The sequence below is a fragment of the Nonomuraea sp. NPDC049269 genome (genome assembly GCF_043197155.1).
Classification (GTDB): Bacteria; Actinomycetota; Actinomycetes; order Streptosporangiales; family Streptosporangiaceae; genus Nonomuraea.
The window spans coordinates 98,499-124,739 of record NZ_JBICSO010000001.1 but is presented as its reverse complement, the minus strand read 5'-3'; the positions used below and the strand labels follow the sequence as shown (position 1 = coordinate 124,739).

Annotated in this window: 24 protein-coding genes; 15 read left to right on the top strand and 9 right to left on the bottom strand. The window is 70.2% G+C overall.

The window, feature by feature from the left end:
• The first annotated feature begins 12 nt into the window (after window positions 1–12).
• From ACGFNP_RS00615 to ACGFNP_RS00605, 3 genes are all read left to right on the top strand, one after another.
• A complete protein-coding gene (locus ACGFNP_RS00615; protein WP_393313189.1) occupies window positions 13–1,473 on the top strand; it encodes a peptide MFS transporter in 1,461 nt (486 codons plus the stop codon).
• A 28-nt stretch (window positions 1,474–1,501) separates the two neighbouring features.
• On the top strand, window positions 1,502–2,926 hold the full coding sequence (locus ACGFNP_RS00610) for an aldehyde dehydrogenase (protein ID WP_358333263.1): 1,425 nt from the start codon (window positions 1,502–1,504) through the stop codon (window positions 2,924–2,926).
• 64 nt (window positions 2,927–2,990) lie between these two features.
• On the top strand, window positions 2,991–3,716 hold the full coding sequence (locus ACGFNP_RS00605) for a haloacid dehalogenase type II (protein ID WP_393313186.1): 726 nt from the start codon (window positions 2,991–2,993) through the stop codon (window positions 3,714–3,716).
• Between the two features lie 18 nt (window positions 3,717–3,734).
• Here ACGFNP_RS00605 and ACGFNP_RS00600 read toward each other — a convergent pair whose 3' ends face one another.
• Both ACGFNP_RS00600 and ACGFNP_RS00595 read right to left on the bottom strand, forming a co-directional pair.
• Window positions 3,735–7,025, bottom strand: a complete 3,291-nt coding sequence (locus ACGFNP_RS00600; protein ID WP_393313183.1) for a hypothetical protein — start codon at window positions 7,023–7,025, stop codon at window positions 3,735–3,737.
• A 69-nt stretch (window positions 7,026–7,094) separates the two neighbouring features.
• Window positions 7,095–8,024 (bottom strand): NADP-dependent oxidoreductase, encoded by a 930-nt coding sequence (locus ACGFNP_RS00595; RefSeq protein ID WP_393313180.1) that lies wholly within the window; start codon window positions 8,022–8,024, stop codon window positions 7,095–7,097.
• Window positions 8,025–8,120: 96 nt separating this feature from the next.
• On the opposite strand from ACGFNP_RS00595, the gene ACGFNP_RS00590 reads away from it, so the two are divergent.
• Complete coding sequence (locus ACGFNP_RS00590) at window positions 8,121–8,759, top strand: helix-turn-helix domain-containing protein (protein WP_358333291.1); 639 nt, start codon at window positions 8,121–8,123, stop codon at window positions 8,757–8,759.
• Between the two features lie 88 nt (window positions 8,760–8,847).
• On the opposite strand, the gene ACGFNP_RS00585 is transcribed toward ACGFNP_RS00590, so the two are convergent.
• Window positions 8,848–9,120 carry a hypothetical protein gene (locus ACGFNP_RS00585; protein WP_393313177.1) on the bottom strand — a complete coding sequence of 91 codons (273 nt, stop codon included), beginning with the start codon at window positions 9,118–9,120 and terminating at the stop codon, window positions 8,848–8,850.
• 70 nt (window positions 9,121–9,190) lie between these two features.
• Complete coding sequence (locus tag ACGFNP_RS00580) at window positions 9,191–9,634, bottom strand: nuclear transport factor 2 family protein (protein WP_358333297.1); 444 nt, start codon at window positions 9,632–9,634, stop codon at window positions 9,191–9,193.
• A 106-nt stretch (window positions 9,635–9,740) separates the two neighbouring features.
• Here ACGFNP_RS00580 and ACGFNP_RS00575 point away from each other — a divergent pair, with 106 nt between their 5' ends.
• The 3 genes from ACGFNP_RS00575 to ACGFNP_RS00565 are packed head-to-tail and all read left to right on the top strand — an operon-like array spanning window position 9,741 to window position 12,025.
• Window positions 9,741–10,700, top strand: coding sequence for a sugar kinase (locus ACGFNP_RS00575; RefSeq protein ID WP_393313173.1), 960 nt, complete (start codon window positions 9,741–9,743; stop codon window positions 10,698–10,700).
• On the top strand, window positions 10,672–11,433 hold the full coding sequence (locus ACGFNP_RS00570; protein ID WP_358333303.1) for an IclR family transcriptional regulator: 762 nt from the start codon (window positions 10,672–10,674) through the stop codon (window positions 11,431–11,433). Before ACGFNP_RS00575 ends, ACGFNP_RS00570 begins: the two co-directional genes overlap by 29 nt.
• Complete coding sequence (locus ACGFNP_RS00565) at window positions 11,420–12,025, top strand: bifunctional 4-hydroxy-2-oxoglutarate aldolase/2-dehydro-3-deoxy-phosphogluconate aldolase (protein ID WP_358333306.1); 606 nt, start codon at window positions 11,420–11,422, stop codon at window positions 12,023–12,025. Before ACGFNP_RS00570 ends, ACGFNP_RS00565 begins: the two co-directional genes overlap by 14 nt.
• Before the next feature lie 4 nt (window positions 12,026–12,029).
• On the opposite strand, the gene ACGFNP_RS00560 is transcribed toward ACGFNP_RS00565, so the two are convergent.
• The gene (locus ACGFNP_RS00560; protein WP_393313169.1) at window positions 12,030–14,330 is read right to left on the bottom strand and encodes a hypothetical protein; all 2,301 of its coding nucleotides are present in this window, start codon (window positions 14,328–14,330) and stop codon (window positions 12,030–12,032) included.
• Between the two features lie 473 nt (window positions 14,331–14,803).
• On the opposite strand from ACGFNP_RS00560, the gene ACGFNP_RS00555 reads away from it, so the two are divergent.
• The 4 genes from ACGFNP_RS00555 to ACGFNP_RS00540 all read left to right on the top strand — a co-directional run bounded on the left by ACGFNP_RS00555 (window position 14,804) and on the right by ACGFNP_RS00540 (window position 18,712).
• Complete coding sequence (locus tag ACGFNP_RS00555) at window positions 14,804–15,268, top strand: MarR family winged helix-turn-helix transcriptional regulator (RefSeq protein ID WP_393313167.1); 465 nt, start codon at window positions 14,804–14,806, stop codon at window positions 15,266–15,268.
• Window positions 15,269–15,354: 86 nt separating this feature from the next.
• Entirely contained in the window at window positions 15,355–16,446 is a 1,092-nt protein-coding gene (locus ACGFNP_RS00550; RefSeq protein ID WP_393313164.1) for an NAD(P)/FAD-dependent oxidoreductase, read from the top strand.
• Window positions 16,447–16,479: 33 nt separating this feature from the next.
• Window positions 16,480–17,385: an LLM class flavin-dependent oxidoreductase gene (locus ACGFNP_RS00545; protein ID WP_358333318.1), complete on the top strand. Its 906-nt coding sequence runs from the start codon at window positions 16,480–16,482 to the stop codon at window positions 17,383–17,385.
• A gap of 121 nt (window positions 17,386–17,506) precedes the next feature.
• On the top strand, window positions 17,507–18,712 hold the full coding sequence (locus tag ACGFNP_RS00540; protein WP_358333321.1) for an NAD(P)/FAD-dependent oxidoreductase: 1,206 nt from the start codon (window positions 17,507–17,509) through the stop codon (window positions 18,710–18,712).
• A 19-nt stretch (window positions 18,713–18,731) separates the two neighbouring features.
• Here the strand turns inward: ACGFNP_RS00540 and ACGFNP_RS00535 are convergent, their stop codons facing one another.
• Entirely contained in the window at window positions 18,732–19,658 is a 927-nt protein-coding gene (locus tag ACGFNP_RS00535; protein ID WP_393316552.1) for an NADP-dependent oxidoreductase, read from the bottom strand.
• A gap of 102 nt (window positions 19,659–19,760) precedes the next feature.
• On the opposite strand from ACGFNP_RS00535, the gene ACGFNP_RS00530 reads away from it, so the two are divergent.
• Entirely contained in the window at window positions 19,761–20,372 is a 612-nt protein-coding gene (locus ACGFNP_RS00530) for a TetR/AcrR family transcriptional regulator (RefSeq protein WP_358333324.1), read from the top strand.
• A gap of 85 nt (window positions 20,373–20,457) precedes the next feature.
• Here ACGFNP_RS00530 and ACGFNP_RS00525 read toward each other — a convergent pair whose 3' ends face one another.
• Entirely contained in the window at window positions 20,458–21,066 is a 609-nt protein-coding gene (locus tag ACGFNP_RS00525) for a TetR family transcriptional regulator (protein WP_393313159.1), read from the bottom strand.
• A 53-nt stretch (window positions 21,067–21,119) separates the two neighbouring features.
• Window positions 21,120–21,776, bottom strand: coding sequence for a maleylpyruvate isomerase N-terminal domain-containing protein (locus tag ACGFNP_RS00520; RefSeq protein WP_393316549.1), 657 nt, complete (start codon window positions 21,774–21,776; stop codon window positions 21,120–21,122).
• Window positions 21,777–21,885: 109 nt separating this feature from the next.
• Here ACGFNP_RS00520 and ACGFNP_RS00515 point away from each other — a divergent pair, with 109 nt between their 5' ends.
• From ACGFNP_RS00515 to ACGFNP_RS00505, 3 genes are all read left to right on the top strand, one after another.
• Window positions 21,886–22,089, top strand: coding sequence for a hypothetical protein (locus tag ACGFNP_RS00515; RefSeq protein WP_393313156.1), 204 nt, complete (start codon window positions 21,886–21,888; stop codon window positions 22,087–22,089).
• 576 nt (window positions 22,090–22,665) lie between these two features.
• Window positions 22,666–23,091: a hypothetical protein gene (locus ACGFNP_RS00510; protein WP_393313153.1), complete on the top strand. Its 426-nt coding sequence runs from the start codon at window positions 22,666–22,668 to the stop codon at window positions 23,089–23,091.
• A gap of 911 nt (window positions 23,092–24,002) precedes the next feature.
• Window positions 24,003–24,737: a DUF4158 domain-containing protein gene (locus ACGFNP_RS00505; protein WP_393313150.1), complete on the top strand. Its 735-nt coding sequence runs from the start codon at window positions 24,003–24,005 to the stop codon at window positions 24,735–24,737.
• Between the two features lie 403 nt (window positions 24,738–25,140).
• On the opposite strand, the gene ACGFNP_RS00500 is transcribed toward ACGFNP_RS00505, so the two are convergent.
• Window positions 25,141–26,232, bottom strand: a complete 1,092-nt coding sequence (locus tag ACGFNP_RS00500; RefSeq protein WP_393313147.1) for a thiolase family protein — start codon at window positions 26,230–26,232, stop codon at window positions 25,141–25,143.
• Window positions 26,233–26,241 lie beyond the last annotated feature (9 nt).

The window sequence follows — 26,241 nt, the reverse complement described above, 5'->3', positions numbered from 1 at the left end:
AGTGCATCACCAATGACGGCAACCACTGTCGAACAAGACGCGCCGAAGACGTTTCTCGGCCAACCCCGCGGGCTGGCGACGCTGACCGGCGTCGGGATGTGGGAGCGGTTCTCCTTCTACGGCATGCAGGTCGTCCTGCTGTACTACCTGTACTTCTCGGTGTCCGAGGGAGGGCTCGGCCTGTCGATGGCGGCGGCCACCTCCGTCGTCGGCGCCTACGGCGGCCTGGTGTACCTGTCGACGGTCTTCGGCGGCTGGGTCGCCGACCGGCTGCTGGGCTCCGAGCGGACGCTGCTCTGCAGCGCGGTGCTGATCCTGTTCGGGCACGTGTGTCTCGCCGTCGTCCCCGGACTTGCAGGGGTCTGGATCGGGCTGTGCCTGCTGGTCCTGGGCAGCGGCGGCCAGGTGGGCAACGTGACCTCGTTGGTGGGGTCGCTCTACGACGCTCAGGACCGGCGCCGTGACCGTGGTTTCATGCTCTTTTACATGGGGCTCAACGCCGGCGCCCTGGCCGGGCCGATCCTCACCGGGCTGGCCCGGACGCGGCTGGGCTTCCACTACGGGTTCGGGCTTGCCGCGATCGGAATGGCCATCGGCCTGATCATCTACGCGACCGGGCGAAAGAACCTGCACGCCCGCGGGCGCGTCGTGCCCGATCCGCTGTCGCGTGCCGGCGCGATGCGGGCTTTGGGCGTCGGCGCGCTGATCGTGGTCCTGGTCGCGGCGGGTGCGGTGACCGGCGTGCTGTCGGCGCGCCACCTGGCGAGCGTCGTCACCGTCGTGCTGCTGGGCCTCATCGGGGGCTACTTCGTGACCATGCTGCGCAGCGGCAAGGTCACCGGCGAGGAGCGGCGGCGGGTCTACGCGCTCATCCCGATGTTCCTGGTCAACTGCGTGTTCTGGACGCTTTACCAGCAGCAGTTCACCGTCCTGCAAATCTACGCCGCGACCCGCGTCGATCTTCGGGTCTTCGGCTTCCCCATGCCTCCGGAATTCTTCAACTCCGCGGTGCCGGTCTACGTCATTCTCTGTACGCCGCTGCTGGTGTCACTGTGGGCCAGACTCGGCCCGCGCGAACCGTCGACCCCGGTGAAATTCCTGGTCGGCATCCTCTGCATCGGCGTCTCGTTCCTGCTTTTCACGCCGATGGCCGCGAGCCACGGTGCGGTCAACCCGCCGCTCGCACTCGCCGGGATTCTGCTGGTCTTCACCCTGGCCGAGCTCTTCGTGTCGCCCGTACAGCTGTCACTGTCCACCAAGCTCGCGCCTCAGGCGTTCCGCACCCAGATGGTGGCCCTGTGGTTCTTGTCCACCGCGGCGGGCTCGGCCGCGGCCGGAGCCCTCGCCGCGCTCTATTCCCCCGCCAGTGAGACCGGATACTTCTCGATCTCCGGTATCGCCTCGATCGCGGTCGGCGCACTGTTCGCGCTGACCATTCCCTGGACCAAGAAAATGATGGCCGGCGCTCGCTGAAATCAGCGTCGGCAGGAAAAGAGGAACCGTGTTCACACGTCACGACTCGCTGTACCTCGGCGGCGATTGGGGCGCCCCCGCATCCGACGCGAGAATCGCCGTCGTATCTCCCAATACCGGAGAGACGATCGGCGAGGTTCCCGAGGCGGTGCACGCGGATGCCGACGCCGCCGTCACGGCCGCGAGACGCGCGTTCCCCGGTTGGCGTGACCGCGACCGCGCCGCCGCGCTGCGTCGCTTCGCCGATGCGATCGAAGCCCGCAAGGACGGCTTCGCCCACCTCGTCTCGGCCCAGAACGGGATGCCGATAGCGTTCGCGTCCCAACTGGAGGCCAACTTCCCGGCCACATTGCTGCGCTACTACGCCGATCTGATCGCGGACGATCAGGAAGAGGCCAGACCTGGACTGCTCGGGGGAACCGTCCGGGTCCGCAGGGAGCCGCTCGGTGTCGTCGCGGCGATCGTGCCGTGGAACTTCCCGCAGACCCTGGGCTTCATGAAGATCGCGCCCGCGCTGGCCGCCGGGTGCACGGTGGTGGTCAAGCCATCGCCCGAGACCGTGCTGGACAGCTTCCTGCTGGCCCAGGCCGCGATCGACGCGGAACTACCCGCCGGTGTGCTCAACATCGTGCCCGGTGGACGGGACCTGGGCGCCTACCTCGTGACCCATCCGGGCATCGACAAGGTGGGGTTCACCGGTTCGACCGCGGCCGGGCGGGAGATCGCCGAAAGGTGCGGGCGGCTGCTGCGCCCGGTCACCCTCGAACTCGGCGGCAAGTCGGCCGCGATCGTCCTCGACGACGCCGACCTGGACCTCGGCGCGATCGGACAGGATCTGTTCCTGGCGACATTGGCCAACAACGGGCAGACCTGCTACCTCGGCACCCGGGTGCTCGCCCCGCGTGCTCGGTACACGGAGGTCGTCGACACTCTCACCGAGTTCGCCGCCTCGCTGAACGTCGCCGACTCGCTCGACCCCGGCGCCCAGATCGGGCCAATGGTCAGCGCCCGGCACCGCGAGCGCGTGGAGGGCTACATCGCCAAGGGGCGCGCGGAAGGCGGCCGCGTCACCACAGGCGGAGGCCGGCCGGCGGGCCGCGACCAGGGCTGGTTCGTCGAGCCCACCGTGTTCGCCGACGTGGACAACGATGCCACCATCTGCCAGGAGGAGATCTTCGGCCCGGTGCTCGCCGTGATCCCCTACCGCGACGAGGAGGAGGCCGTCCGCATCGCCAACGACTCGGATTTCGGCTTGGGCGGCACGGTCTGGTCCGCTGACCCGGAGCGCGCGCTGAGACTGGCCCGAAGGATCGAGACAGGGACGATCGGTGTCAACCGCTATCTCCCCGACCCGGCGGCGCCCTTCGGCGGCGTCAAGGCCAGCGGCATCGGCCGCGAACTCGGCCCCGAGGGGCTGGCCGCCTACCAGCAGCTCAAGTCCATCTACTGCTGAGGTCGGCTCCCCCGGGAGCAAACCGCTGACACCCACGAGACGCACCGCAAAGGATAGTTCGTCCATGACCGAGTTCAACCCCGCCGACATCCGCGTGATCGCCTGCGACATCTTCGGCACCACCTTCGACTGGCGTACCGGCGTCGCCGATCAGGTATCCCAGGTCGCCGCCGAGCAGGACGTAGCGATCGACGGCGGTGAGTTCGCCGACGCCTGGCGAGACCGATACCTCCCGTCCATCCAATGCGTCAATCGCGGCGAACGCGACTGGGCCCACCTCGACACACTGCACCGCGAATCCTTGGACGACCTGCTGGAGAACCGCGGCATGGCCGGCGCGTTCGACGAGGCCGCCCGCCGGCGCATGGTCCGCGCGTGGCACCGGCTGCCCGCGTGGCCCGACGCGGCTTCCGGGCTGGCACGGCTGCGCGGACGTTACGTCGTGGCGGCACTGTCGAACGGCGGTTTCGCGCTGCTGACCAACCTCATCAACAGTACGCACCTGCCCTTCGACTGCGTCCTGTCGGCCGAACTCGCCCGCATGTACAAGCCCGCTCCGGCCCCCTACATGACCGCCGCCGACCTGCTCGACATCGAGCAGGACCGGATCCTCATGGTCGCCGCCCACACCTGGGACCTCGACGGAGCCCGCCAGGCCGGGCTGCGCACCGCGTTCCTGGAACGGCCCCTGGAGAAAGGACCTGACCGCCCCGCCGACCGCGCCGCCAACACCACCAGCGACCTCGCCGCCACCAGCTTCGACGAGCTCGCCGACAAGCTCGGCTGCTGAAGCGTGATCAAGGCTCGACTAGGCGGGATCACACGGTGACAGGCTCTTCATGTTGGGTACGAGCCGCGCCCACTCCTGCGGCTCGGGCACGGAGGCGATGTCGCAGGCACGGCGTAGCGACGCGCCTTCGTCCAGGTCCCACCAGCGCAGCGTGCCGTGCGCTCCGATGACGGCCAGGCGACCGGAGGCGAAACCCAGCGCCCGGACGGAGCCCTGGCGGGTGGACAGCGCGAACAGCTCGCGCCGCCCCTGGACCTGCCAGAGCCGTACCGTGCCGTCGTCGGAGCCGATCGCCAGCACGGTGCCGTCCGCGTTGTAGGCGAGCGCCGTGATCGGTGAGGTGCCGGCCGTGAGGAGCTGCCGCGACGCGGGATCGCCGAGCCGCCGCAGGTAGACGGCCCGGTCCTCGCCGGTCGTCAGCGTCCGGACCCCGGGGTCGAACGCGAGCGCGCCCACGGTCCCGGACGCCGTCCAGGTGTCCGTCCTGATGGCTTGACCTGTGGCGATGCGCCACACCAGGATCCCGTCGCCATAGCCGCCCGCCACGAGGTCGCCGGCGGGGTTGATGGCGACCCGGCTCCGGTCCGCGGCTCCAGGGTCGGGGTGGTCGAGCCGGTAGAGCTCGGTGCGGTGCCGGAGATCCCAGAGGCGGATCCGTCCTGTGTCCGCGCCGACCGCCAGCAGGTCGCCGTCCTTCCCGCCCCTGGCCAGGCCGCTGATCGGTGGGTAGGGCACAGGCAACTGTCCGCACGGTCCTGTGGCGGCGGCCGGTCCGCCATAGCGGACGACGCCGTCGACGGCGCCGGTCACCAGCCCCCAGGGTCCCCATGCCGCCGCGACCGATTCCGGCTCGGGGCAGCCGCGGACCTCCCAGCCCGCGCTGTCCCAGATGGCCCCGGTCGTGTCGGCGGCGGCGCTGACCAGCAGCGTGCCCCGGCGCGGGAAGGCGACCGCGTGCACGGGGGCGCTGTGGCCGGTCAGCTCGGCGAGCCGGCGGCCCGCCGCCACGTCCCACAGCAGGATCCGCTGATCCTCCCCCGCTGTGGCGAGCAGCCGGCCGTCGCCGCGGAAGTCGAGGTCCCACACGGTGCCGCGGTGCCCGGTCAGTACGCCCGACGGGTGCCAGTCGGACGTGCGCCAGAGTCGTACGGCGCCGTCGTCACCCGCGGCGGCCAGCCGGGTGCCGTCCGGGCTGAAGGCGACGTCGCGCACCGCGTGCGCGCCCGCTTTGAGGGTCACCGGTGGTCCGCCCTTGCCGTCGGTGCGCCAGAGCCGCAGCCGCCCGTCGCGGCCCGCGGCGGCCAGCAGGGCGCCGTCTGGGCTGAACGCGGTCCCTTCGATGGGGTCGGCCCCCCACGGCGGAGGCGGCAGCGCCCGCAGGTCGCCGGCCCGCCACAACGCCACTCCGGTCCCGGCCACGGCCAGGATCGCGCCCTTCTGATCGAACGACAGCCCGCCCATCGCCGCACCGCCCGGCAGCGGGCGGGTCGCCAGCACCCGGCCCGTCCCGGCGTCCCACATCCGCAGCCGTCTGTCGTCTCCCGCCCCGGCGACCAGACGGCCGTCCGGGCTGATGGCGATGGCGGTGAGGCGTGCGGAGAGGTCTTCCAGCGTATGGATCACGGTCCGCCGGCGGGCATCCCACAGCAGGGCGCGGCCGCCGTGGTCGACGGTGGCCAGGGTCGAGCCGTCAGCGCTGAAGGACGCTCCCCAAAGGGGAGCCTTGTGTCCGGCCAGGCGCGCCACGAACCCTCCTGCCTGGGTGCTCATGAGTGCGCCGAGCGACTGCGGTGTGCGGTCCTGCTCGACGGCCGCCGCGGCGAGCAGCGCCGACACCTCCGGCCGGGATGCGGCCAGCCTGGCCGCCTCGACGGACAACCGCCCGGCCAGGGAACTCCGTTGTGCCTGTCCCGTCTGCTCGACCACCACGACCGCGGCGGCCACGGTCAGCGCCAGCGTGACCGCCAGGCAGCCGACCAGGCGGCGCAGCCTGCGGTTACGCCTCAGCGTCTCCAGCCGCTCGGACTCCTGCCCCTGCCAGCTGGCGGTCAGGAAGGCGCGCTCGACCGGGGTGAGGGCGCCGGCGGGCGCTATGTCGGCCCATTCGCGCAGCGTGGTCAGGTGGGGGCCGCGCAGCAGGAGGTAGTCGTCACGTTCCGCGTGCTCCCACGCCTCGGCGGCGTCGGTGAGCCGCTGCCTGATCCGGAGCCCCGCCCGGTCGGTGTCGATCCAGCCTTTCAGCCGGGGCCAGGCGTCGAGCAGCACTTCGTGGCTGATCTCGATCCACTCGGCGTCGGCTGTCAGCAGGCGGTCCCGGATAAACGTCTCGACGACGGCCTGCGCGGCCTCGTCCCCGGTCAGCGTGTGGCGGGCGAGCCGGCGGCGGCTGTCGGCCACCCCGTCGCCGATCTGGACCAGGCGCAGCAGGGTGTTCCTGGCCACCTGCTGCCGCGCCGCGTCGAGCTGCTCGTACGCCTGCTCGGCGGTGATCTCGATGGCGGCCCGGATGCCGCCGGTGCGTTCGTAGCCGGCGACCGTGAGCAGGGCGCCGGTCCGCTGCTGCCAGGTGGCGCGCAGGGCGTGGGACAGCAGCGGCAGCGCCCCGGCCTCGCAGGCGCCGCTGGTCCTGGCGCCGACGTCGCGTAGCAGCAGCTCGACCAGGCCGGGTTCGAGAGCCAGCCGTGCCACCGCGGCGGGTTCGCTGATCGCCTGCCGGAGCTGCCCGGCCGCCATCGGGCCGAGCGGCAGGCAGCGCGCCCGCAGCGCCGCCAGCAGCGGCGGGTGGGCCAGGCAGTGGCCGTAGAAGTCGGCGCGCACGCCCAGGACCACCGCGAGCCCGGCCGCCGACCGGTGGCACAACTCGGCGATGAACGCCTGCCGGGCGGCCTCGTCCTCGCAGAGCGTGAACAGCTCCTCGAACTGGTCGACGATCACCAGCGTGCGGGAGTCGACGCCGCCCAGCTCGCGCATCGGCCGGGCCGTAGGCGTCAGGTACGCCACACTCGGCTGCCCGGGCCGGCGGCCGGGAAGCGCCCCTCGCAGCACGGCCGGGGCCAGACCGGCTCGCAGCAGCGAGGACTTGCCCACTCCCGAGGGGCCGATCACGATCGCCGGATGGCCTGCCGTATCGGGATCGGCCAGCAGGTCCACCAGGTCGGCCACGGCCCGGTCGCGGCCGAAGAACCAGCGCGCGTCCTCCGTGCGGAAGGACATCAGCCCCGGATAGGGGCAGCCGGCGGCGGGATCGGCGAAACGCCGCCGCCGCTCGGCTCCGATCCCGGCCTCGCGAAAATCCGCTCCGTTCGCCACACGGGAAATCTACCGTCACCCAACGTCATCGGAGATGGACTCTTCGCACATGGGCTCGTGCGGACGGTCTCAGCCCACGGTGATGGCGAGCTTGCCGATGGCGCCAGCGCCGAAGTCGTCGAACGCCTGGGCCGCCTCCGCCAGCGGATAGGAGCGGGTGACGGGCACCCGGATGGCGCCGCCCGCGGCATCGGCGGCCAGCCGGTCCAGGACGGCGGCCGTGGGGTCGGCCATGACCGCGGTCGCGGCGAGCCGGTCGCCTTCGGGCGCGAAGCCCAGGGTGGAGGCGAACCGCCCGCCGTCGGTCACCAGGTCGGCCACCAGGGCGCCGTCACCGGCGAGGTGCAGGCCCGCGCTCACCCCTCCGGGCGCGAGGGCGCGGACCTGGGCCGCCAGGTCGCCGCTGTGGTCCACCACGTCGATGCCGTCCCCGGCCAGGTCGCGGACGAAGTCGGTCTCGGCGCCCGGTCGCGCGGTGGCGATCACCTGGGCGCCGCGGGCCCGGGCGTACTGGAGCGCGAGCGCGCCGACCCCACCGGTCGCACCCACGATCAGCACGCTCTCCCCCTCCCGGAGGTCGAGGGCCTCGACGGCGGTCAGCGCCGCCGTGCCGGCCAGGCCCAGCGCGCCCGCCTCGGCGACGCCGAGCTTGCCGGGAACGCGCGTGACACCGTAGCCGGCCGTGACGGTGACGTACTCGCCGAGCGAGCCGGTGCCCAGGAACGGCTTCATCACCACCCCGAACACCACGTCACCGGCCGTGAAACCGGTCACGTCCGAGCCGACGGCCTCGACGGTGCCGGCGAAGTCCTTGCCGAGCACCAGCGGGAAGCGGTGCTCCATCATCCCCTGCAGCATTCCGGCGGCGGTGGCCGCGTCGAAGCCGTTGACGGAGGTGGCGGCGACGCGTACCAGCAGCTCACCGGCCTCGGGGGCCGGGGCGGGCACCTCGGTCAGCGCGGGGCTGCCGGGAACGGCGGTAACGACCAGAGCGCGCATGGCGGTCCTTCCTAGAGGTAAATGAAGGGTTCCCTCCATTTGTGAGTCAGCGTAACAGCATAACTGGAGGTCTTACTCCACTTGTATGCTGGAGAGGTGACTACCCCGCCATCGCTGCGCGCGGACGCGGCCCGCAACCGTGAGCGCATCATCGCCGCCGCCCGCCGCGTCTTCGCCGAGCAGGGGCTGGACGCGCCCATCGAGGAGGTCGCCCGCCAGGCCGGGGTCGGCATCGCCACCCTCTACCGGCGCTTCCCCACCCGGGACGAGCTGATCGCGGCCGCGTTCGACAACAAGATGGCCGCCTACGCCGACGCGGTCAGCGTCGCCCTGGCCGACCCGGACGCCTGGCACGGCTTCTGCGGCTATCTGGAAACGGTGTGCGCCATGCAGGCCACCGATCGCGGCTTCGCCGACCTGCTGACGTTGAGCCTGCCGACGGCCAAGGAGTTCGAGGCCGAACGCGCCCGCGCCTATCACGGCTTCGTCGAGCTGATCGACCGGGCCAAGGCGACCGGACGGCTACGCGCCGACTTCGTGCCCGAGGATCTCGTGATGTTGCTGATGGCCTGCGCGGGCGTCATCACCGCAACGGCCGACGCGGCGCCCGGCACCTACCGGCGCCTGCTGGCGTACCTGCTCCAGGCCTTCGCCGGGCCGGGGGCGGAGCCGCTCCCCGACCCGCCGACGCCTACCGCGATGTATCGGGCGCTGCTCCGGCTGCAGGGCCGGTGACGGGACGCGCCCTAGTCCTTCAGGCCCGCGCCGAGGTCGGCGTTCATCACGTACTTCTGGAAGATCAGGTAGATCGCGACAAGGGCGATCATGGACAGGACCGACGCCACTGGAACGACATGATGGCGAGGGTCATGATGATCGGCCGGGACAGCGGGAGCATGATCCGGATGAAGTCGTAGCGGAAGTGCGAGACCATCCACATCGTCCAGCCGGTGGCCGCCGCCTCGACGCTCCCGTCGAGAGTACGGCGTTCGCCCGCGCCTTCCGCGACGGCGGTGACCCGGTGGACGGAGCCCTCCGGCGAGGGCGCGGCGATGAGCACCCCCACCTTGGCCTCCCCGTCACCGGTGACCGTCACAGGCTCGGGCGTGGTGCCGACGGGTGGGAAAGCGCTTTCGCGGATCCTATAGAGCCCTGGTTCGGCTCTGCTACCCGGTATGCCCAGATTCGTCCGGTTGGCTGCTCGCATGACGCCCGCCGAGGGGTTCCCGGCGCGCGATGATCTTGCGGTAGCTCAGCCGCCACCCCTGGTCGCCGTACGAGATGACGTCGTCGTAGGTCACGCTTCCGCAGGTGCCGCCCGCCATGATGCTGATCCCCTTGGATCGGGCGCGGACCTGACCGTCGGCGATCTCGGTGAGCACGACGTTCGTGACGTGATGGCCGACGGGGTTCGCCGCACCCAGCGTGAGCGCGGCCGCCCTGATCGCCGCCACCCCTTCCAGTGATCCGGCGCCGAAGTCCGAGGCGTCGTAAACGACGTCGGCGGTGAACAGCTCGTCCAGCCGGTCCAGCTCGCCGTCGTCGAACAGGTGCCCGTGCAGGGAGATCAGCTCTGTGATGGCCGCGCGATCGTCGGCGCCCAGTGTCATGCGGGACAGACTAAGTGGGGAACTCCCCATTTAGCAACCAGTCCACTCATTTGATATGTTGCAAATGCAGCATAGCTATTGCAACATGTGCAACGAAAGGCGGCCGATGAGACCAGCAGACGTGCTCGCGATCGGGGAGACCATGGTGATGGTCACCCCGGTCGACGGGCGGCTCGACGCCGACAGCACGTACATCCTGCGGCCGGGCGGCGCGGAGTCGAACGTGGCGGCACTGCTCGCCCAGCTCGGCCACAGCACGGCGTGGGCGAGCGCGGTCGGCCGCGATCCGCTGGGTGACGTCATCGTCGACTCACTGCGCGCGCACGGGGTGAACGTCGAGCTCGTACGCCGTGACGCCGAGCGGCCCACAGCCGTGTACTTCAAGGACCCGACCTCGTCGGGCACCTCGGTCTACTACTACCGGCGGGGTTCGGCGGCCTCGGCGATGAGCGCCGCCGAGGTCGCCGGCTGGGCGGCGGCGCCGCCCCGGGTGACGCACATCTCCGGCATCACCGCGGCGCTCTCCGAGCCCTGCCTGGACCTGACCCGGCACATCGTGTTCGACCGCCCGTTGCGGCCGTCCGTGGTCAGCTTCGACGTCAACCACCGTCCCGGCCTGTGGTCGGGCGACGGGCCCGACGTGCTCCTGGAGCTCGCGCGCCGCGCCGACGTGGTCTTCGTCGGGCGGGACGAGGCGGCGGCACTGTGGGGGACGTCGGACGCGGAGAGCGTGCGCGAGCTGCTCGACGGCCCGCCGTACCTGATCGTGAAGGACGCCGCGATCGAGGCGGTCAGCTTCACCCCCACGGGCGTGCACCGCGAGCCGTCGATGCCGGTCGAGGTCCTGGACGCGGTCGGCGCGGGCGACGCCTTCGCCGCCGGCTGGCTGAGCGGGTTCCTGGACGGCCGCGACGAGGCGACCCGGCTGCGGCTGGGGCACTACGCGGCTTCCCGTGTCCTGATGACTCCGGCCGACCTGGCCGATCTTCCTCCCGCTGACGAGATCGTCACGCTGCTCACCGAAGGAGCGCACGCCTATGTCGCAGACCGTCGCCCGGGCCATTGACATCATCGGTTTCGTCTCCGTACGACACCGCACGCTCGGTCAGATCGCCGAGCACCTGGGCGTGCACAAGTCGACCGCGCTGAGGCTGCTGCAGACCCTGGAGGAGGGCGGGTTCGTCCGGCGGGTGCCCGGCGGCGCGTACGGCATGGGCTTCCAGCTCATCGCGCTCGGCCAGCTGGCTCTCGACCAGGTCGAGGCCCGTTCACTCGCGCACCCGATCCTGCACGAGCTGGGCGAGAAGTACGGCCACACGGTCCACCTCGGCGAGCTGGCCGGAGACCAGGTCGTCTACGTCGACAAGATCGACGGCCGGGGCACCGTGGCCATGGGCTCCCGTATCGGGCTGCCCGCCCAGACGCACACCGCGGCCGTCGCGAAGGTCATCTTCGCCTACCAGGACGAGAAGACCCGGGCGCGGATCCTGGAACACGCCTCCTTCACCCGCTTCACGCCCACGACCATCACCGACGCCGACGCGCTCGAAGCGGACCTCGCGCTCACCCGGGAACGAGGATGGGCCGAGGACGACGGCGAGCACGAGGACTACATCAACTGCCTGGCGCTGCCGGTGTTCGACGCCCGCGGCCAGGTCACCCACGCCATCTCCGTCACCGCTCTGCGAGCGGTCGCGCCACTGGCGGAGCTGCGCGTACACATCGACGATTTCCGCGAAGCGGCCCACCAGATCTCGAAGAACCTGGGCTGGGGAGGAGACGCATATGGACGCCGCTGAGTTCTTCGGCCGGCACCTCGACCGTAACCCGATTCTCGGCATCTTCCGCAACCTCGATCCCGAGGCGACCGTGGAGATGTGCGAGCGCGCCTGGGCGTTCGGCGTCGAGCTGATCGAGGTGCCCGTACAGACGCCCGACGCCCTGCCGTCCCTGCGCGCGGCGCTCGACGCGGCGCGGGGGCACGGCAGGAGCATCGGCGCGGGGACCGTGACCACCGCCGAACAGCTCGCGGAGGTCAGCCGTCTGGGCGCGGCGTTCACGGTCGCGCCCGGCCTGCACCCCGAGGTCGTCGCCGAGTCGCGGCGGCTCGGACTCCCCCACCTGCCCGGCGTGGCCACCTCCACGGAGATCGCGACGGCTCTGGCGCAGGGCTTCACCTGGCTCAAGGCGTTTCCCGCCGAACAGCTCGGCCCCGGCTGGATCACCGCGCAGCTCGCGCCGTTCCCCGCCGTCCGTTTCGTCGCGACCGGCGGGATCAACGCCCACAACGCGGCCGACTTCCTCGCCGCCGGGTGCCGGGGGGTCGCGGTCGGATCCGCGTTGAACGATCCGGACGCGCTGGTACGGCTGCGGGACGCGGTTTCCCGGTAACCGTTCATCCGCCATCGATGATCGATCCCGGCCCGTTGGCCGCGTGCCGGGCGATCCCCTCCCACCGTTCCATGAGCCCCGTGTACCAATCCTGCCTGCCTCTGGCCGTGAAGTGCGACTCCAGTTCGCGCAGCCGCGTCCCGATCCGCGCCACATCAGCGGCACTGAGCTGGTTGTTTCTCCACTCGAACGCGAACCGAGCCCCCTCAGGCCCTTCCACGATCTCGAACCGGTCGAAGAACGGCCTGGCCCACTGCGACAGCCCGCGCATCTGGTGCAGATCAGCCGGATCGATGAAGCAGAACTCGTGATCGATGCCCGCCGTCCGGCCATCCTCGGCGACCATGAAGTTGGTCCGCCACCTGTCCGCGTTGAGCGTCAGCGCGTCACCGAGCCCGATCAACAGGACATCTCCGGGCTTGCCCAGCGCCCTCGGCAACCCGAACCCGTGGAGAAACTCGATCAGCAGCCGATCCGGCCCCATCCGGTAAACCCGTGGAACCCGCGCCCCGACCGCCTCGTAGACGAGCGACCCCAGTTCCTCGGAATCGGCGCGACGTCTCGGATGTTTCGCCTCGATGTCGACGACCCCGGGCCTCTGCAGCACCTTCTCGACCGCGCTACTGCCGTCATGGAAGTCCAGCCTTGCGACATGTCCTGCGTTGACCATCCCGCCACTGAGCAGGATGCGGTCCTTGATCCCTGACAGCAGCCCGCGCACCAGTTCGCCGGGGAAGGTCCAGTGACCGATGCGTGACGGCTCACGGAAACCCTCCTGCGCGTACCACGGTTGCCTGACCTGCGCCACAGGCGTCTCCGGTGCCCGTGCCGCCGAGGTGTCCGCCACCTGGCTGGTCTCTGTCGTCCTGCTCCGGTCCGACACGCTGCCCGCGTCCACGGCTTGCCCCGCGTCCCGCGTCCCGTTCGCGTCGGCCGTCCTGCCCGGCTCAGGCGCGCCTTCCCGCAGCCGTACGGTCGGCGCGTCCTCAATGCGGCCCGTCACCGCCTCGCCCGGTCGCGGCCCGGCCGAATCGGCGGGCTTCCCGCCGTCGCCCTGCCGCAGCCTGATCGTCGGCGTATCCTCGATCCGCCCACCAGGACCGTTCTCGCCCCGTCCCGCTCCGCTCTCCCTCAGCCGCACCGTCGGCGCGTCCTCAAGCCGCCCGGTGACGGCGTCACGGGCGCGCACACCAGACGGATCACCATTGTTCTGCCGCAGCCCGGCCGTCGGTGCATCTTCCCGCCCCAACCGCAGAGTTGGGGGGTCAACGTCCGCGTGCGGATCCCGGTTGATCAACTGGTCGATGCGTCCGGTATGCGACGCCGGGTGACCCGCACCAGGCTCCTCCCGTACGCCGCTCAGGTCCGTACGCCTCCCAGCGGCCGCCCGTGACTCGTCTCCGTTCTGTACGCCCCGTACCGACCCGTCCGCCTCAGCCGGGGAGGAGACTCCACGCTCCTGCCCTCTCGGCGAAGGCATGGGCCCGCCACCATCGGACGCCCCTCGCGGCGAACGCCCGTCTGTCCCTCCGAGCACAAGCCCGGCATCCCCGGCCGCCGAATGGCCCGGCACCGCGTCGCCACCATGTCCCGTGGCCCGGCCCGGCGTCCAACTGGCCCAGTGGGCGTCCACGCCGCCCACCATCCCCGAGGTGAACGCCTTGGCCATCACCGTCCAATCGAGCGGCTGCCCGCTCATCAGCGAACTCGCCACCGTCGCCCCCGCCGACGCCACCCCCGAATGCCCCATCAACATCCACAGCGACCGCGTGGGCAACGCCCACGCCAATCCCGTCAGCAGCCCGCCGGTCATCATGCCCATCCCCGCGGAGGTCGCCACCTGCTTGAGGTCGATGTGGTCGCGCCGCGTCTGGGTGGCCTGTACGTACAGGTCCATCCCGCCCATCAGCGCCCCGAAGAGTGCGACGTTCACCATCAGCCGCTGCCTGAACTGCCTGACCGTCCACCGCGCGGCCTCAGCCCGCACCTTGAACAGCCCCTGCGCCGTCAACCGCCCGGCCGGGTGCAACAGCGCCCACGTCAGCCACAGCATCTGAACCACGAACAGCAACACGGCCAGCTTGATCATCCGCTTGGTGTACTGGACCTGCACGCCAAGCCCGTTCAGCTCGATCGCGAACGACACGAGCTCCTTCACCAGCCGGGCTTTCCGCCCTCCGACGGTCTCGTCGACCCGCTTCACGAACGCCTTGAGCGCGTCCCCATCCCACTCCCCCTGCCTCCGGCCGGCCAGCCACTCCGCCAACCCGTCGACTCCGGCCACTACCTTCCGCGCGGCAGCCACGAGCGCATCGGCCAACCGGAACAAGCTTCGCTCGTCTCCCTGCGGCCAATCCGTCCCCACGACCCAGCCGACCCACGGCCGCAGCCACGCGGGAACCGGAAGCCCGTCAAGCCACATGGCACTCAGCTCTCAGCGCTCTCGCCCGCCACTTCGCCTGACACCCTCTCCCACCTCACCGACACCACCAGTAACTCCTGTCCACTATGCCCACCTTTTTGGGGTTTTGGCACGTCATCGCACCCAAAGCCCCGCCACCATGCGCCTGCCGGTCTTTCGGCCGCATGGCTTCACCTGGCTCGCGCCGTTCCCCGCCGTCCGTTCCGTCGCGGCCGGCGGGATCAACGCCCGCGACGCGGCCGCCTTCCTCGCCGCCGGCCGCCCGGGGGGTCGGGACGCGCTGGTAGGGCCGCGGGACGCGGGTTCCCGGTCGCACGAGATGGTAGTTCGTCCTACGAATTTGTTACTCTGTCCCAGTGAGTAGAAATGTCGACGGCCAAATCGGGACGGTGGCGGCGCTGGTGCGGTCCACGTTCCTGGTGAATGCCGTGTACGCAGAATCCGCCCGCGAATACGGCCTCACCCAGCAGCAGGGCCAGTTGCTGTGCGTCCTGATGGCGCAGCCGTACGGCATGAGCGAACTGGGGACGGTGCTCGGCCTGGCCAAGTCGAGCCTGACCGGCCTGGTCGATCGCACCGAGCGCAACGGCCTGGTCGAGCGCAAACCCGACCCCCAGGACTCCCGCGCGGTAAGAGTGGCGCTCACCAGGAAGGGCGCCAAGCTCGTCGACGAGTTCTACACCGAGACCTGCCGCCGCGTCGAGGAACTCACCTCAGGGTTCGCCCCGGCGGAGCGGGACACGCTCGCCGCCCTGCTCGGCCGCGTCGTGACGGACAACAAGGTTCCCACCGTCTTCGTGGAGCCAGATTTCCCGCGCTGAACCCGAGGAGGAGTTGCAGTTCGCCCTACGAACTAATATTGTTCGTGGTGCGAACTCAAGTCCTTTCTTGTGGTGGAGCGTGAATGATGAGTAGTACAGTCGTGGTCGTCGGCGGAGGTTACGGTGGCTCTGCGGTCGCCAAGGCGCTGGACTTGGAGGCCGATGTCGTCCTCATCGACCCGCGGGACGCGTTCATCAACTCGGCCGGCTCCCTGCGGGCGCTGACCCAGCCCGACTGGGCGCACAACATGTTCTTCCCCTACCACCAGTGGCTCAGGCGCGGCACGGTGGTGCGCGACCGCGCGGTCTCGGTGGACCCCGGCGGCGTCACCCTGGCCTCAGGCCGGCGGGTCGAGGCCGATTACCTGGTCCTGGCCACCGGTTCCAGCTACGCCTACCCCGCCAAGCCCACCTCTGATGCCACGGACGAGGTCCTGGACGACCTGCTCCGGACCCACAAGGAGCTGGCGGGTGCCGAGCGGGTGCTGATCCTCGGTGCCGGGCCGGTCGGCCTGGAACTGGCCGGGGAGATCAAGGATGTCTGGCCGCACAAGCACGTGACCATCGTCGACCCGGCCGAACGACTGCTGGCCGCCTTCCCCGCGGAGATGCACGAGGAGCTGCGCCGCCAGCTCGACGAGCGGGGGATCCACCTGCGGCTGGACACCGGCCTGACCGCACCTCCGGCGACCGAGCCCGGCCGGGCGGCGACGTTCACCGCCACTACGACAGGCGGCGAGGAGATCACCGCCGACATCTGGTTCCGCGCGCACGGCGTGCGCGTCAACAGCGACTACCTCGCCGACGATCGGCTGACGACTCGTACGCCGCAGGGGCAGGTGCCTGTCACCGAGACCCTCAACGTGCACGGGTACGACCGCGTCTACGCCATCGGCGACATCACCGACGTCGCCGAAGCCAAGATGGCGGGGTACGCGATGCAGCACGCGGAGGTGGTGGCCCAGAACATCATCGCCCAGCTGCGCGGCGAGCAGCCCACGGCCACCTACCAGCCGCTGCCCCACCCCATGATCCTGTTGCCCCTCGGCCCGCGAGGGGGTGTCGGCCAGCTGCCCACCCCCGACGGCCCGGCTGTCGTCCCGATTGAGACCGTCTCTGCGTACAAGGGGGCCGACCTGTTCACCGGCCGCTTCACCCAGCAGTTCGGCCCCGCCTGATAGCCATCTCTCTTTGCCCAGAAAGGCAGAACATTGTCCGCACATAACGTCGTCTTCGGTTTTGGCGCGCATTCCAACATCGACGACACACCCGAGCTGCTGCGCATGACCCAGCAGGCCGACCGGGACGGGCTCGACATCTTCACCTTGTCCGACCATCCCTACCTAGGCGAGCGCCTGGACGCTTACGCCGCGCTCGGCTTCATTCTCGGGCGTACGCAGCGCATCGCCGGTTTCGCCAACGTCACCAACCTGCCGACCAGGCCCGCTCCCATGCTGGCCAGGACGGTGACATCGTTGTCGGCCCTGTCGGGCGGCCGGATCGTGCTCGGCATGGGCGCGGGCGGGCTGTGGGATCGCATCGCCGACATGGGGGTGCCGCGGCTGACGCCCGGCGACGCCGTGGACGCCTTCGAGGAGGCGATCGTCCTGGTCAAGCTGCTGTCGGGCGGCGGCCCGCCGGTCACCTACCAGGGCCGCCACTACCAGGTGAAGCAGATCGAGCCCGCTCCCGTGGCCGCGCCGCCCGTGTGGACCGGGTCGGTCGGCCCGAAATCCCTGGCCGCCACCGGTCGGGTGGCCGACGGCTGGATCCCCGGCCACGCGGCCGACTGGCTCAGCGAGCGCTATCGGGCCTCGCGGCCCATCATCGACGAGGCGGCAGCGTCCGTGGGTCGCGATCCGAGCGAGATCCGCACGATCTTCAACTTCCCCGGCCGCATCACCGACCAGCCGCTGCCCGCCACCCGCGACCACGGCGGCCGCTGGCTCGGCGGCTCCGTCGACCAGTGGGTCGAGGAACTGACCGGCGCCGTGCTGGAGCACGGCGCGTCGGGCTTCACGCTCTTCTCCGCCGATCACGGCGCCCAGGACCTCACCATCCTGGCCCGCTGGGCCCAGGAGATCGTCCCGGCCGTACGTGAGGCGATCGCGAAGTAGCTTGTCCAGGAAAATCGAATCCAGTACGAAATCAGACTGATTGCATAATCGTAGTCACTATGGTTTTCTGAGTCGCGAGCCGGACTCCCCCGGCCTCCACCGACGACAGAAGGAACCTGTCATGACCTCTCCCCGTGACCTCCGCATCGCGATCGTGGGCGCCGGCGTCGGCGGTCTCGCCTGTGCCCGCGGCCTGCGGACACACGGCATCCCGGCAGCCGTGTTCGAACGGGAGGCCTCCCGCGATGCCCGCTGGCAGGGCGGCATGCTGGACCTGCACGTCCCGACCGGTCAGGCCGCGCTGCGGGCGGTCGGCCTGTTCGAGCAGTTCGCCGCCCTGGCTCGGGCGCAGGGGCAGGAGTTGCGGGGGCTGGATCCGTTCACGGCCACGCTGGTCCACCACGAGCGGCCCACCGACAGCCGTGACGAGAGTTACGCGCCGGAGATCGATCGGGGTCAGTTGCGGGGCCTGCTCCTGGACTCCCTCATCTCGGGCACCGTCCGCTGGGGGCACGGGGTGGACGGGGTCGACCCACTGGAGGGCGGCGCTCGCCTGCGCTTCGCCGATGGCACTACCGCGGACTTCGACCTCGTCGTCGGCGCCGACGGCGCCTGGTCCCGGCTCCGCCCGGCCGTCTCGGACGCCATCCCCCGCTACACGGGCTCCACGATCGTCGAGGCGTTCCTCGACGATGTCGACCTCCGCCACCCCGACCTCGCCCGCTGGGTGGGGCCGGGCACGCTGGCGGCGCGAGCCGACGGGAAAATGATCTCGGCCCAGCGCAACAGCGGCGCCCACATCCGCCTCTACGCCGCCTTCGACGCACCCGCGGACTGGCATGTCACCGCCGGCCTCGACCTCGGCGACACCGCGGCGGTGTGCGATCACCTGCGCGGCGTGTTCACCGGCTGGGACCCTCGGTTCCTCGACCTGTTCCGCGACAACGACAGTGGGTTCGTCAACCGGCCCCTGCACGTGCTGCCCGTTGGGCACACCTGGGACCACGTTCCCGGCATCACCCTGCTCGGCGACGCCGCCCACCTCATGCCGCCCTTCGGCATCGGCGCCAACCTGGCCCTGATCGACGGCAGCGACCTGGCCACGGCCATCGCCACCCATTCCGACCTCGACCGGGCCATCGCCGCCTACGAAGAGGTCATGCTGCCCCGGTCGGCGGCCGCCGCTGAGGCCTGCGCGGAGCTGATGGACAACCTGTCGGAGAACTTCACCGGTGACGTCGACAGCGTGCGACGCGACCTCAACGACCGCATGCGCCAAGCCCAGCCCGGGCTGGTCGGCAGGGTGGGCGCGCGACCGCCGAGATGACGGCACCTACCGCCGCTGATCAACGGTGGGTCGTGAGGGCGATCTTGCCGTGTCGCGGTCCTCGCGTGGCGGCCGCGTGCGCCTGCGCCGCCCGTTCGATGGGGAACACCTCCCGCAGGGGAACGTGGAAGCGCCCCTCCTCTGACAGCGTGGCCGCGAGAGCCAGGCCATGCCGTCCGTCCGGTTCACCGGCCAGTTCGCCACGTGAGAGGCGGACCCCGAGCGACGGGCCGGTGAAGTCGGCGAGGGTGAGCACCGACGCCGCCGCACCGGTGATCGCGACCAGCTCGGGCAGCGAGCCGGCGCCCGCGACGTCGAGCGCCAGGTCGATCCGCCCCAGGGCCCGGACTCGTTCGGGCAGCCCGGGCCCGTACGGGACGGGGATCGCGCCGAGCCCGGCGAGGAAATCCCGGCTCTCGAGACGGCCCGTCCCGACCACCCGGGCACCGCGCGCGACCGCCAGCTGAACCGCGACGCTCCCGACGCCGCCCGCCGCGCCGTCGATCAGCAGCGTCGCCCCCTCGTCCACGCCGAGCACGTCCAGCGCGCGGGTCGCCGTCTCGACGCCGCTGCCCGCCGCGCCGGCCTCCTCCCAGGACATCGACCCCGGCTTGGCGGCCCAGAACCGCAGCACGACGAACTCCGCGCTCGCACCGCCCAGCCGCGCCACGTCCACCGCACCGAACACCTCGTCGCCGGCCGACCAGCCGGTGACGCCCGTACCGACTTCGTCGATCACCCCGGCGGCGTCCACACCCGGGATGTGCGGCAACTGGAGCCGGTCGCGTGACGGCGAGAGGCCGGCGCGAAGCGCGAGGTCGACGGGCGCCACGCCGGCGGCGGCCGCCCTGACGCGGATCTCGCCGGGACCCGCGTGCGGCTCGGGAAACGGGCCGACGGCGAGCACCTCGGGACCACCGAAACGGTCAAACTGGACAGCGAACATCATGCCCCTCCGGGGGTTCAGGTGAGGAATGCGCATTACGGTAGCCATGGATGTGAGACCGCTGTTCCGGCTGGTGGCGAAGTGAGAGGCGCGCGAACGACAATGACTCGGAAACCCCGCTCGGACGCGGCGCACAACCGGCGGCGCATCGTGACGGCCGCGCGGGCCGCGTTCGCCGCCGACGGGCTGGACCTGCCCATGCGGGAGATCGCCGGGCGCGCGGGCCTCGGCGTCGCGACCGTCTACCGGCACTTCCCGTCGCGTACGGACCTTGTCTCCGCCGTCCTCGTCGAGCACGTCGCCGTCTGCCGCTCGGAGATGCGGGCCGCGCTCGACGACCCCGACCCTTGGCGGGCGCTGGGCGGGACCATCCGCCGCTTCGCCGAGCGGCAGGTCCGGGACCGGCGGCTGAACGAGGCGGTGCTCGGCTCCCGGCCGGTGGTGTTCGCCGAGGAGCGCGGCGCGCAGGCCGCGGGCCTGGCGCGGCTCGTCGAACGTGCCCGCGGGAGCGGCGTCGTCCGTGCCGAAGTGTCGGTCGAGGACGTACGCGTCGGCCTGTCGGCGATCGCGTCCTTCCGGGCGCTTCCCCCCGAACGGGCGGCCGTCGCGGTTGGGAGGCTGACGAACCTGCTCCTGGCCGGTATCTCAGGCCTCCCGTCGGGCGACGGAGATCCCGGCAGCGGCCTGGGCGAGCGCGAGTACGGCGGCCAATGACTCGATGACGTCCCGGGCGGGAATGGCCGCCGCCTGGGCGAGCAGCCCGATCAGCGCCGATTGCCGTCGCGCGGACCTGGTCTCGCTATCGGCTGCCGGTGTCAGGGCGGGCGGTCGGGGTGCGGTCCAGGTCGGCCCAGCCGTTGCGCAGCCGGGCGAACAGGATGCGCAACGCGTGTGCGGGATCGGGGCTCTCCTCGGCGAGGGCGCCGACGTCCAGGGCGAAGCGGGCCAGCGCGCGAGCCTGGAGGTCATCGTCGGGCAGCCCGGCCTCCTCGGCGATGGCCTGGGCGAGAGTGGTCTCCCAGGTGCGTTGCGTGCGCATGAAGTGGTCGCGCAGCGCGGGGGTGGCGTGAACCAGGTCCAGGAACTCCTCGCGGGAAGGTTCGCCGGGCCGGCGCGGCTTGGGCGCGGCGAGATGGGCCTCCAGCGCGTCCAGGATCGTCGCTCCTGCCGCACGGTCGCGCACCACGGAGTCCAGCCGCTGTTCGTGCGCGGCCTCCTGGTCGAAGACCAGCGACTCCTTGCTGGGGAAGTAGGCGAACAGCGTGCTGACCGCGATGTCGCACGCGTCGGCGATCTCGGCCACGGTCACCGCGTCGAAGCCGCGCTCGCGGAACATCGCGAAGGCCGTGTCGGCCAGCCGCTTGCGTGTCTGGGCCTTCTTACGCTCCCGCAGTCCTCCGCGTGTCATGCCGTCACTGTAACATCGAATCAAGAGTGACTAGTTTTTCGTAGTTACTTCGATTATCCGAGGACGAACGGGAGTTTCGCGGCCAGCTCGCCCAGTTCGGTCTTCTCCGTGTCGGTCGGGCTACGCCGCCCGGTGCCGACCAGCAGCGCGTCCTGGTCGGAGAACGACACGGGGAACGCGGTGCCGGCGATCTTCTCCAGCATCTCGCGGGACCGGGCCAGCCCCTCGGCCGGCGGTTCCGCCACGTCCGGGAGGTGCGCGACCAGGTCGAGGTGGTGCAGCGTCCACTCCAGGACGTACGCGGCGAGGTAGTCGCCCGCGGTGATGACCTCGCCGCGGGTGCCGACCCGGAGGCCCGGGTCGGCGAGTTCGGCGGCGCGACCGGCGGCGGAGCCGACGTCGTCGAGGTGGAACTTGAGCAGCCGAGGCTCCTCGTACGCGGCGGCCAGCCGGACGGTCAACGCGTCGAGCGGGTCGTCGCCGGTCGGCGGCGTCGCGGCGACGTCCCAGTAGGTCACCGCGTCGCGGGTCGGCTCCGTTTCGGCAGGGGTCACGAGGGTGATCAGGACGTCCTGGGCGTCGATGACCAGATGGCACACCAGGTCCCGAACGAGCCAGCCGGCGCAGCCGGACGGCCGCGCGAAGTCCTCGTCCGGGAGTTCGGCGACCGCCGTGCGCAACGCCGTCCAGGCGCGTACGAAAAGATCCACATCGGCAAGGTAGTGCGGTGCCGCGAGGGCGGACAAGCGCCAGCTGTACGCCGACACCCCACCCTCGACCCGCGTCATAGTCCTGACCGCCTTCGACATCGATTCCAACGTGTACGAAGCGCTGCGGGCGGGGGCGAGCGGCTTCCTGCTCAAGAACGCGTCTCCCGAAGACCTTGTCGACGCCATCCGCATCGTCGCCGGCGCGGGGCTGCTCGACCTGGCCGTCACTCGGCGGGTGATCGAACCTCTCCGCGACCGCGTTCAAGCCGTCGTGTGCGCCTACGAACACGGCCTCATCCGTGCCGGCGGCTGATTCGGTTCGCGCCGGAGTCACGAAACTCAAGCCATTCAATTTTGTACCTGCATATCCTGCGGAGGTGCTACGTTCGCGATCAGCGGGCGTCCCGTATGATCCGGATTTCCTGGACGCTGTCATGCCAAATCCGTTCTCCTCGTGAAACGCTGCGTGAGAATTTCGGTCATATTGGCAAATAATTATGCCTTGCGGGCTTGACCTGGTGTTATGGCTGTCGTCGCGGCTTGGCAGGGGATTGGTGCACGCGGTGGTGACGCCTGGGACATAGGGATTTGGTCGGAAGTTGGCACATCTGCCGCCAAGGGTGTATGCATAGAGCGAGTCTTACAAATTACGGGCGGTAAGGCACGCGTTCGAACTCGGCCTCGGGAACCCATCGGCCTCACGGGTGCGATAGGTCCCAGAGTCAGGCAGATCCCGATGATCTGCCGATTCATTCAACTGGCTCGGCTCTTTGATGGAATCGCCATGCGGCCTTTGATCAAGAACGGTCGCCTCGACCAATGGCTATTCTGAGCGCCCTGCCGGCAGGTGAGAAACGAGGCTCGACGCTCCAGCCCGAGGAGGCCGGCTATGGCCACGGATGTGAAGATCGTACGACTCTATGTCTCCAGCGTCGCCAACGGCACGATGGACGACACCCCCAACGAGGTCGGTGGGAACCCCCGTCCCCGGTTCCACCTGATGCTGCAGGCTGACGCGAGCGACTCGGCAGGCGACAACAAGTTCAGCTACAGGCTCATCATCAGCGCTCGTTCCACCTCCGGCAACACCACCACCTTCGCCGCCAGAGTCCTCAACGAACAGGCCGGCGTCCCAGGCGAAGGCTGGAGCTCGGTGGGCCCGCAGGCGGGCAACAACGGCTATGTCAAGCAGTCGACCTACGCGATCGACGCCGCCGACTTCCAGGCCAACGGTCTGTACGAGTTCGTCGGCGTGCTACGCATGGGCGACGGCAGCGTATCCACCGCACGCAGCAACGAATTCTTCATCAGCTGATCCGGCACGCGGCGGCGGGCCCTCCCGGGCCCGCCGCTCGCTGCGGACAACCTCCGGCCCTTCCGGTAGCGCTGCCCCGTTTCGTGAGGTCAGCCCTGCTGGGGCCGGTCGCCTGGCGGAGTGCAGACCAATCGGCACCAAGCGCCGATGCGCAAGACGTCACTGCGGGCGCCAGCACCCATTGCCCCTTTCTTCGGTACCTGCGCCAACTCCACTCGTGTGTACTTGGTGACGGCTTCCTTAACGACAGGTCGGCTGGTACGGCAGGCTGAGGGCGATGCAGCCGGAGCTGGAGCCGAATGGCGAAGACTGCTGGGGTGGGAAAGGGGCGGGAGTAAACAACGAACACTCTCCCGATGATCAGTTTCGCGAAGACCCCTTGATTAAACTTGATTTCCTCCTCTTGGTACGTGCCGTTAATAGTCGCGAGCGTCTGCCCCGGCTTCATTGTCCAAGAATTATTGGCCGTCCAATGGTATGGCTTAATCAGCCGGAATACGGTCTGAGGCGGAGAAGCCAGCTGGAATGAGACCGGCCCACCACGCGGAAGGTGGAAAGTTTCGAAAACACTCCTGCCTTCCGCCCATTGCCATTCAAAGCGGAGCGGCCCGAAATGGAGCGGCACCCTCCTTGTCGGTCACGCTGGCACCTCACGCTCCGAGCTCTGCGAACTTATCCGCATTGAACTCGGTCTGGACGGGGTCCTGCTCCTTGGAGAGGCCAGCAGCAAGGTGATCCACACCATCGCAGAGGGTCGTCGCCATCGTTCCTGTCGGCGCGGGTGGAGGCGGCGCCGCCGACATCGCCATTGGCCAGATCCGCCCCACCCCGCCCGCGCCCCCGGGCCCAGACAGAAGGCCACCGCCCATGCCAAGGCCACTTCCCGTTCGCACGCCACCTCCACGTCCACCGTGACCGTGAAGGTGGACATGGAGGGCCGCCACCACCAGAAGCAGATCCGCGACGACTACGCCTTCACCGTGTTCGAGGACGAACATTGGTTCGCCCTGGCGTGCTGGGTGTACCGGCGGGCGTGGAATACCAACGAACGCCCCATCGTGCTGTTCGACCTGGCCACCCACCGCCTGGTCGAGACGCGGATCCTGCTGCCCGGTGTGAGCAGGTTGGAGCGGCTGGTGTCCGACGTACGCGGCCGGGTCGCCGCCCGCCAGTACAAGATGCTCGCCGCGCTGCCCAGCCCTGCGCAGAAGCGGGTCCTGCAGGACCTGGTCGTGGTCGAGCAGGGCAAGCGGGTCTCCCGGTTGGACCAGCTCCGCAAGAGCCCCACCGACGTGTCCAGCGCCGGCGTCGGCAAGGCCCTAGACCGACACGTCGACCTGCGGGTCCTGGGCGCCAGCACGTGGGACATGTCGGACATCCCGGCCGGCAAGGTCGCCGCCCTCGCCCGGTTCGCGAACGCCGCCCGCGCCCAGGCCGTCGCCGACCTGGCCGGGGATCGCAAGCTCGCCACATTAGTCGCCTTCGCCGCCACCATGGACCCGCTCTCGGCCGATGAGGCGATCGAGATGTTCGACCTGGCCGTCGGCGACCTGGTGCGGACCTCGGGTTCAAGGCCAACAAGGAACGGCTGCGCACCATCAAGGACCTGGACACGGCCACGATCGTGCTCCGCGAAGTCTGGTTGAAGATCCGCGAAACCGCAGCCGACCCCGAAGGCGACCTGCGCGCCGCCCTGGACGAGATGGACGTGGCCGCCATCCACGCGGCCGCCGACACCATCGGGGAGATCGCCCGCGAACCGGATGAGGACTTCCAGAACAAGCTGATGGACCGCTATGTCAGCGTCCGCCGCTTCCTGACCAAGCTACTGAAGACCATCGACTTCCACGCCGGCGCGGCCGACACCTGCGGCAAGGGCAGCAAACGCGGCTTCGAACTCCTGAAAGGAATCGACTTCCTCAAGAGCCTGGAGCGCCGCAAGAGCCCGGTCTTGCCCGAGGAGGTCCCTAAGGCGTTCCTCACCTCCGCCTGGCACCGCCGGGTCTTCCCCAAGAAGGGCGAGAACGCCGGCGGGTTCGACAAACTCGCCTACACCATCGCCACCGTCGAACGGCTCCGGGACTCCCTGCGCCGCCACGAGGTGTTCGTGCCCGGCCTCAACAAGTGGGGCGACCCCACCGCAGGGCTGCTGTCCGGCGAGGCGTGGGAGAAGGCCCGCACAAAGATCTGCCGAGACCTGAACCTGTCCGCCGAACCCGGGCAGCCGAGTGGGTGGCCCAGTGCGATGGCGCCGCCGTCGGGGTTGACCTGGTCGGGGTCGATGCGCAGGTCCTGGAGGCAGGCGAGGGCCTGGGCGGCGAACGCCTCGTTGATCTCGGCTGTGTCGAGGTCGAGGTCGGCGAGTGCCTGCTCGCTCACCAGCAGGAGTGCGGCGGCGCCGTCGTTCATGGGGGAGGCGTTGCCTGCGGTGACGGTACCGTCCGCGCGGAAGACGGGTTTGAGTGAGGCCAGGCGCTGGGGGCTGGTGTTCTCGCGGATGCATTCGTCGGCCGTCACCGTGACGCCGTCGGCGCGTTCGACCGGCAGGAGTTCGGCGTCGAAGGCGCCGGCACGGTGGGCGGCGGCGCGCTGGTGGCTGCGCAGGGCGAAGGTGTCCTGCTGGTCACGGGGGATGCCATGCCGCGTGGCGACATCTTCGGCGGTCTCCCCCATGGACAGGACGCCGTGCAGGTCGGCCATCCGGGGGTTTGGTGAGTCGCCAGCCGAGGCGTGTGTCGTGGGTATCGAGCGTTCGCAGGAAGGGTTCGTCGGGGCGCGGCTCATGGAATCGGAACCGCCGGCGACGACGACGTCCGCCTCGTCGGCGGCGATGGTGCGAGCGGCGATGATCACTGCTTCCATTCCTGAGCCGCACAACCGGTTGAACGTGGCTCCGGGGACGGTGTCCGGGAGGCCGGCGAGCAGGACGCTCATCCGCGCGACGTTGCGGTTGTCCTCTCCGAACTGGTTGGCGGCGCCCCAGTAGACGTCGTCGATCCGGGCCGGGTCGAGTGCCTGCACGTCGGCGAGCAGGCCGCGCAGGACCGTGGCCGCCAAGTCGTCCGGACGGACGTTCGACAGCGAGCCGTGCAGTTTGCCGATGGGAGTTCGGCGGGCAGCGGCGAAGTAGACGGGACGCATCAGGAGTTC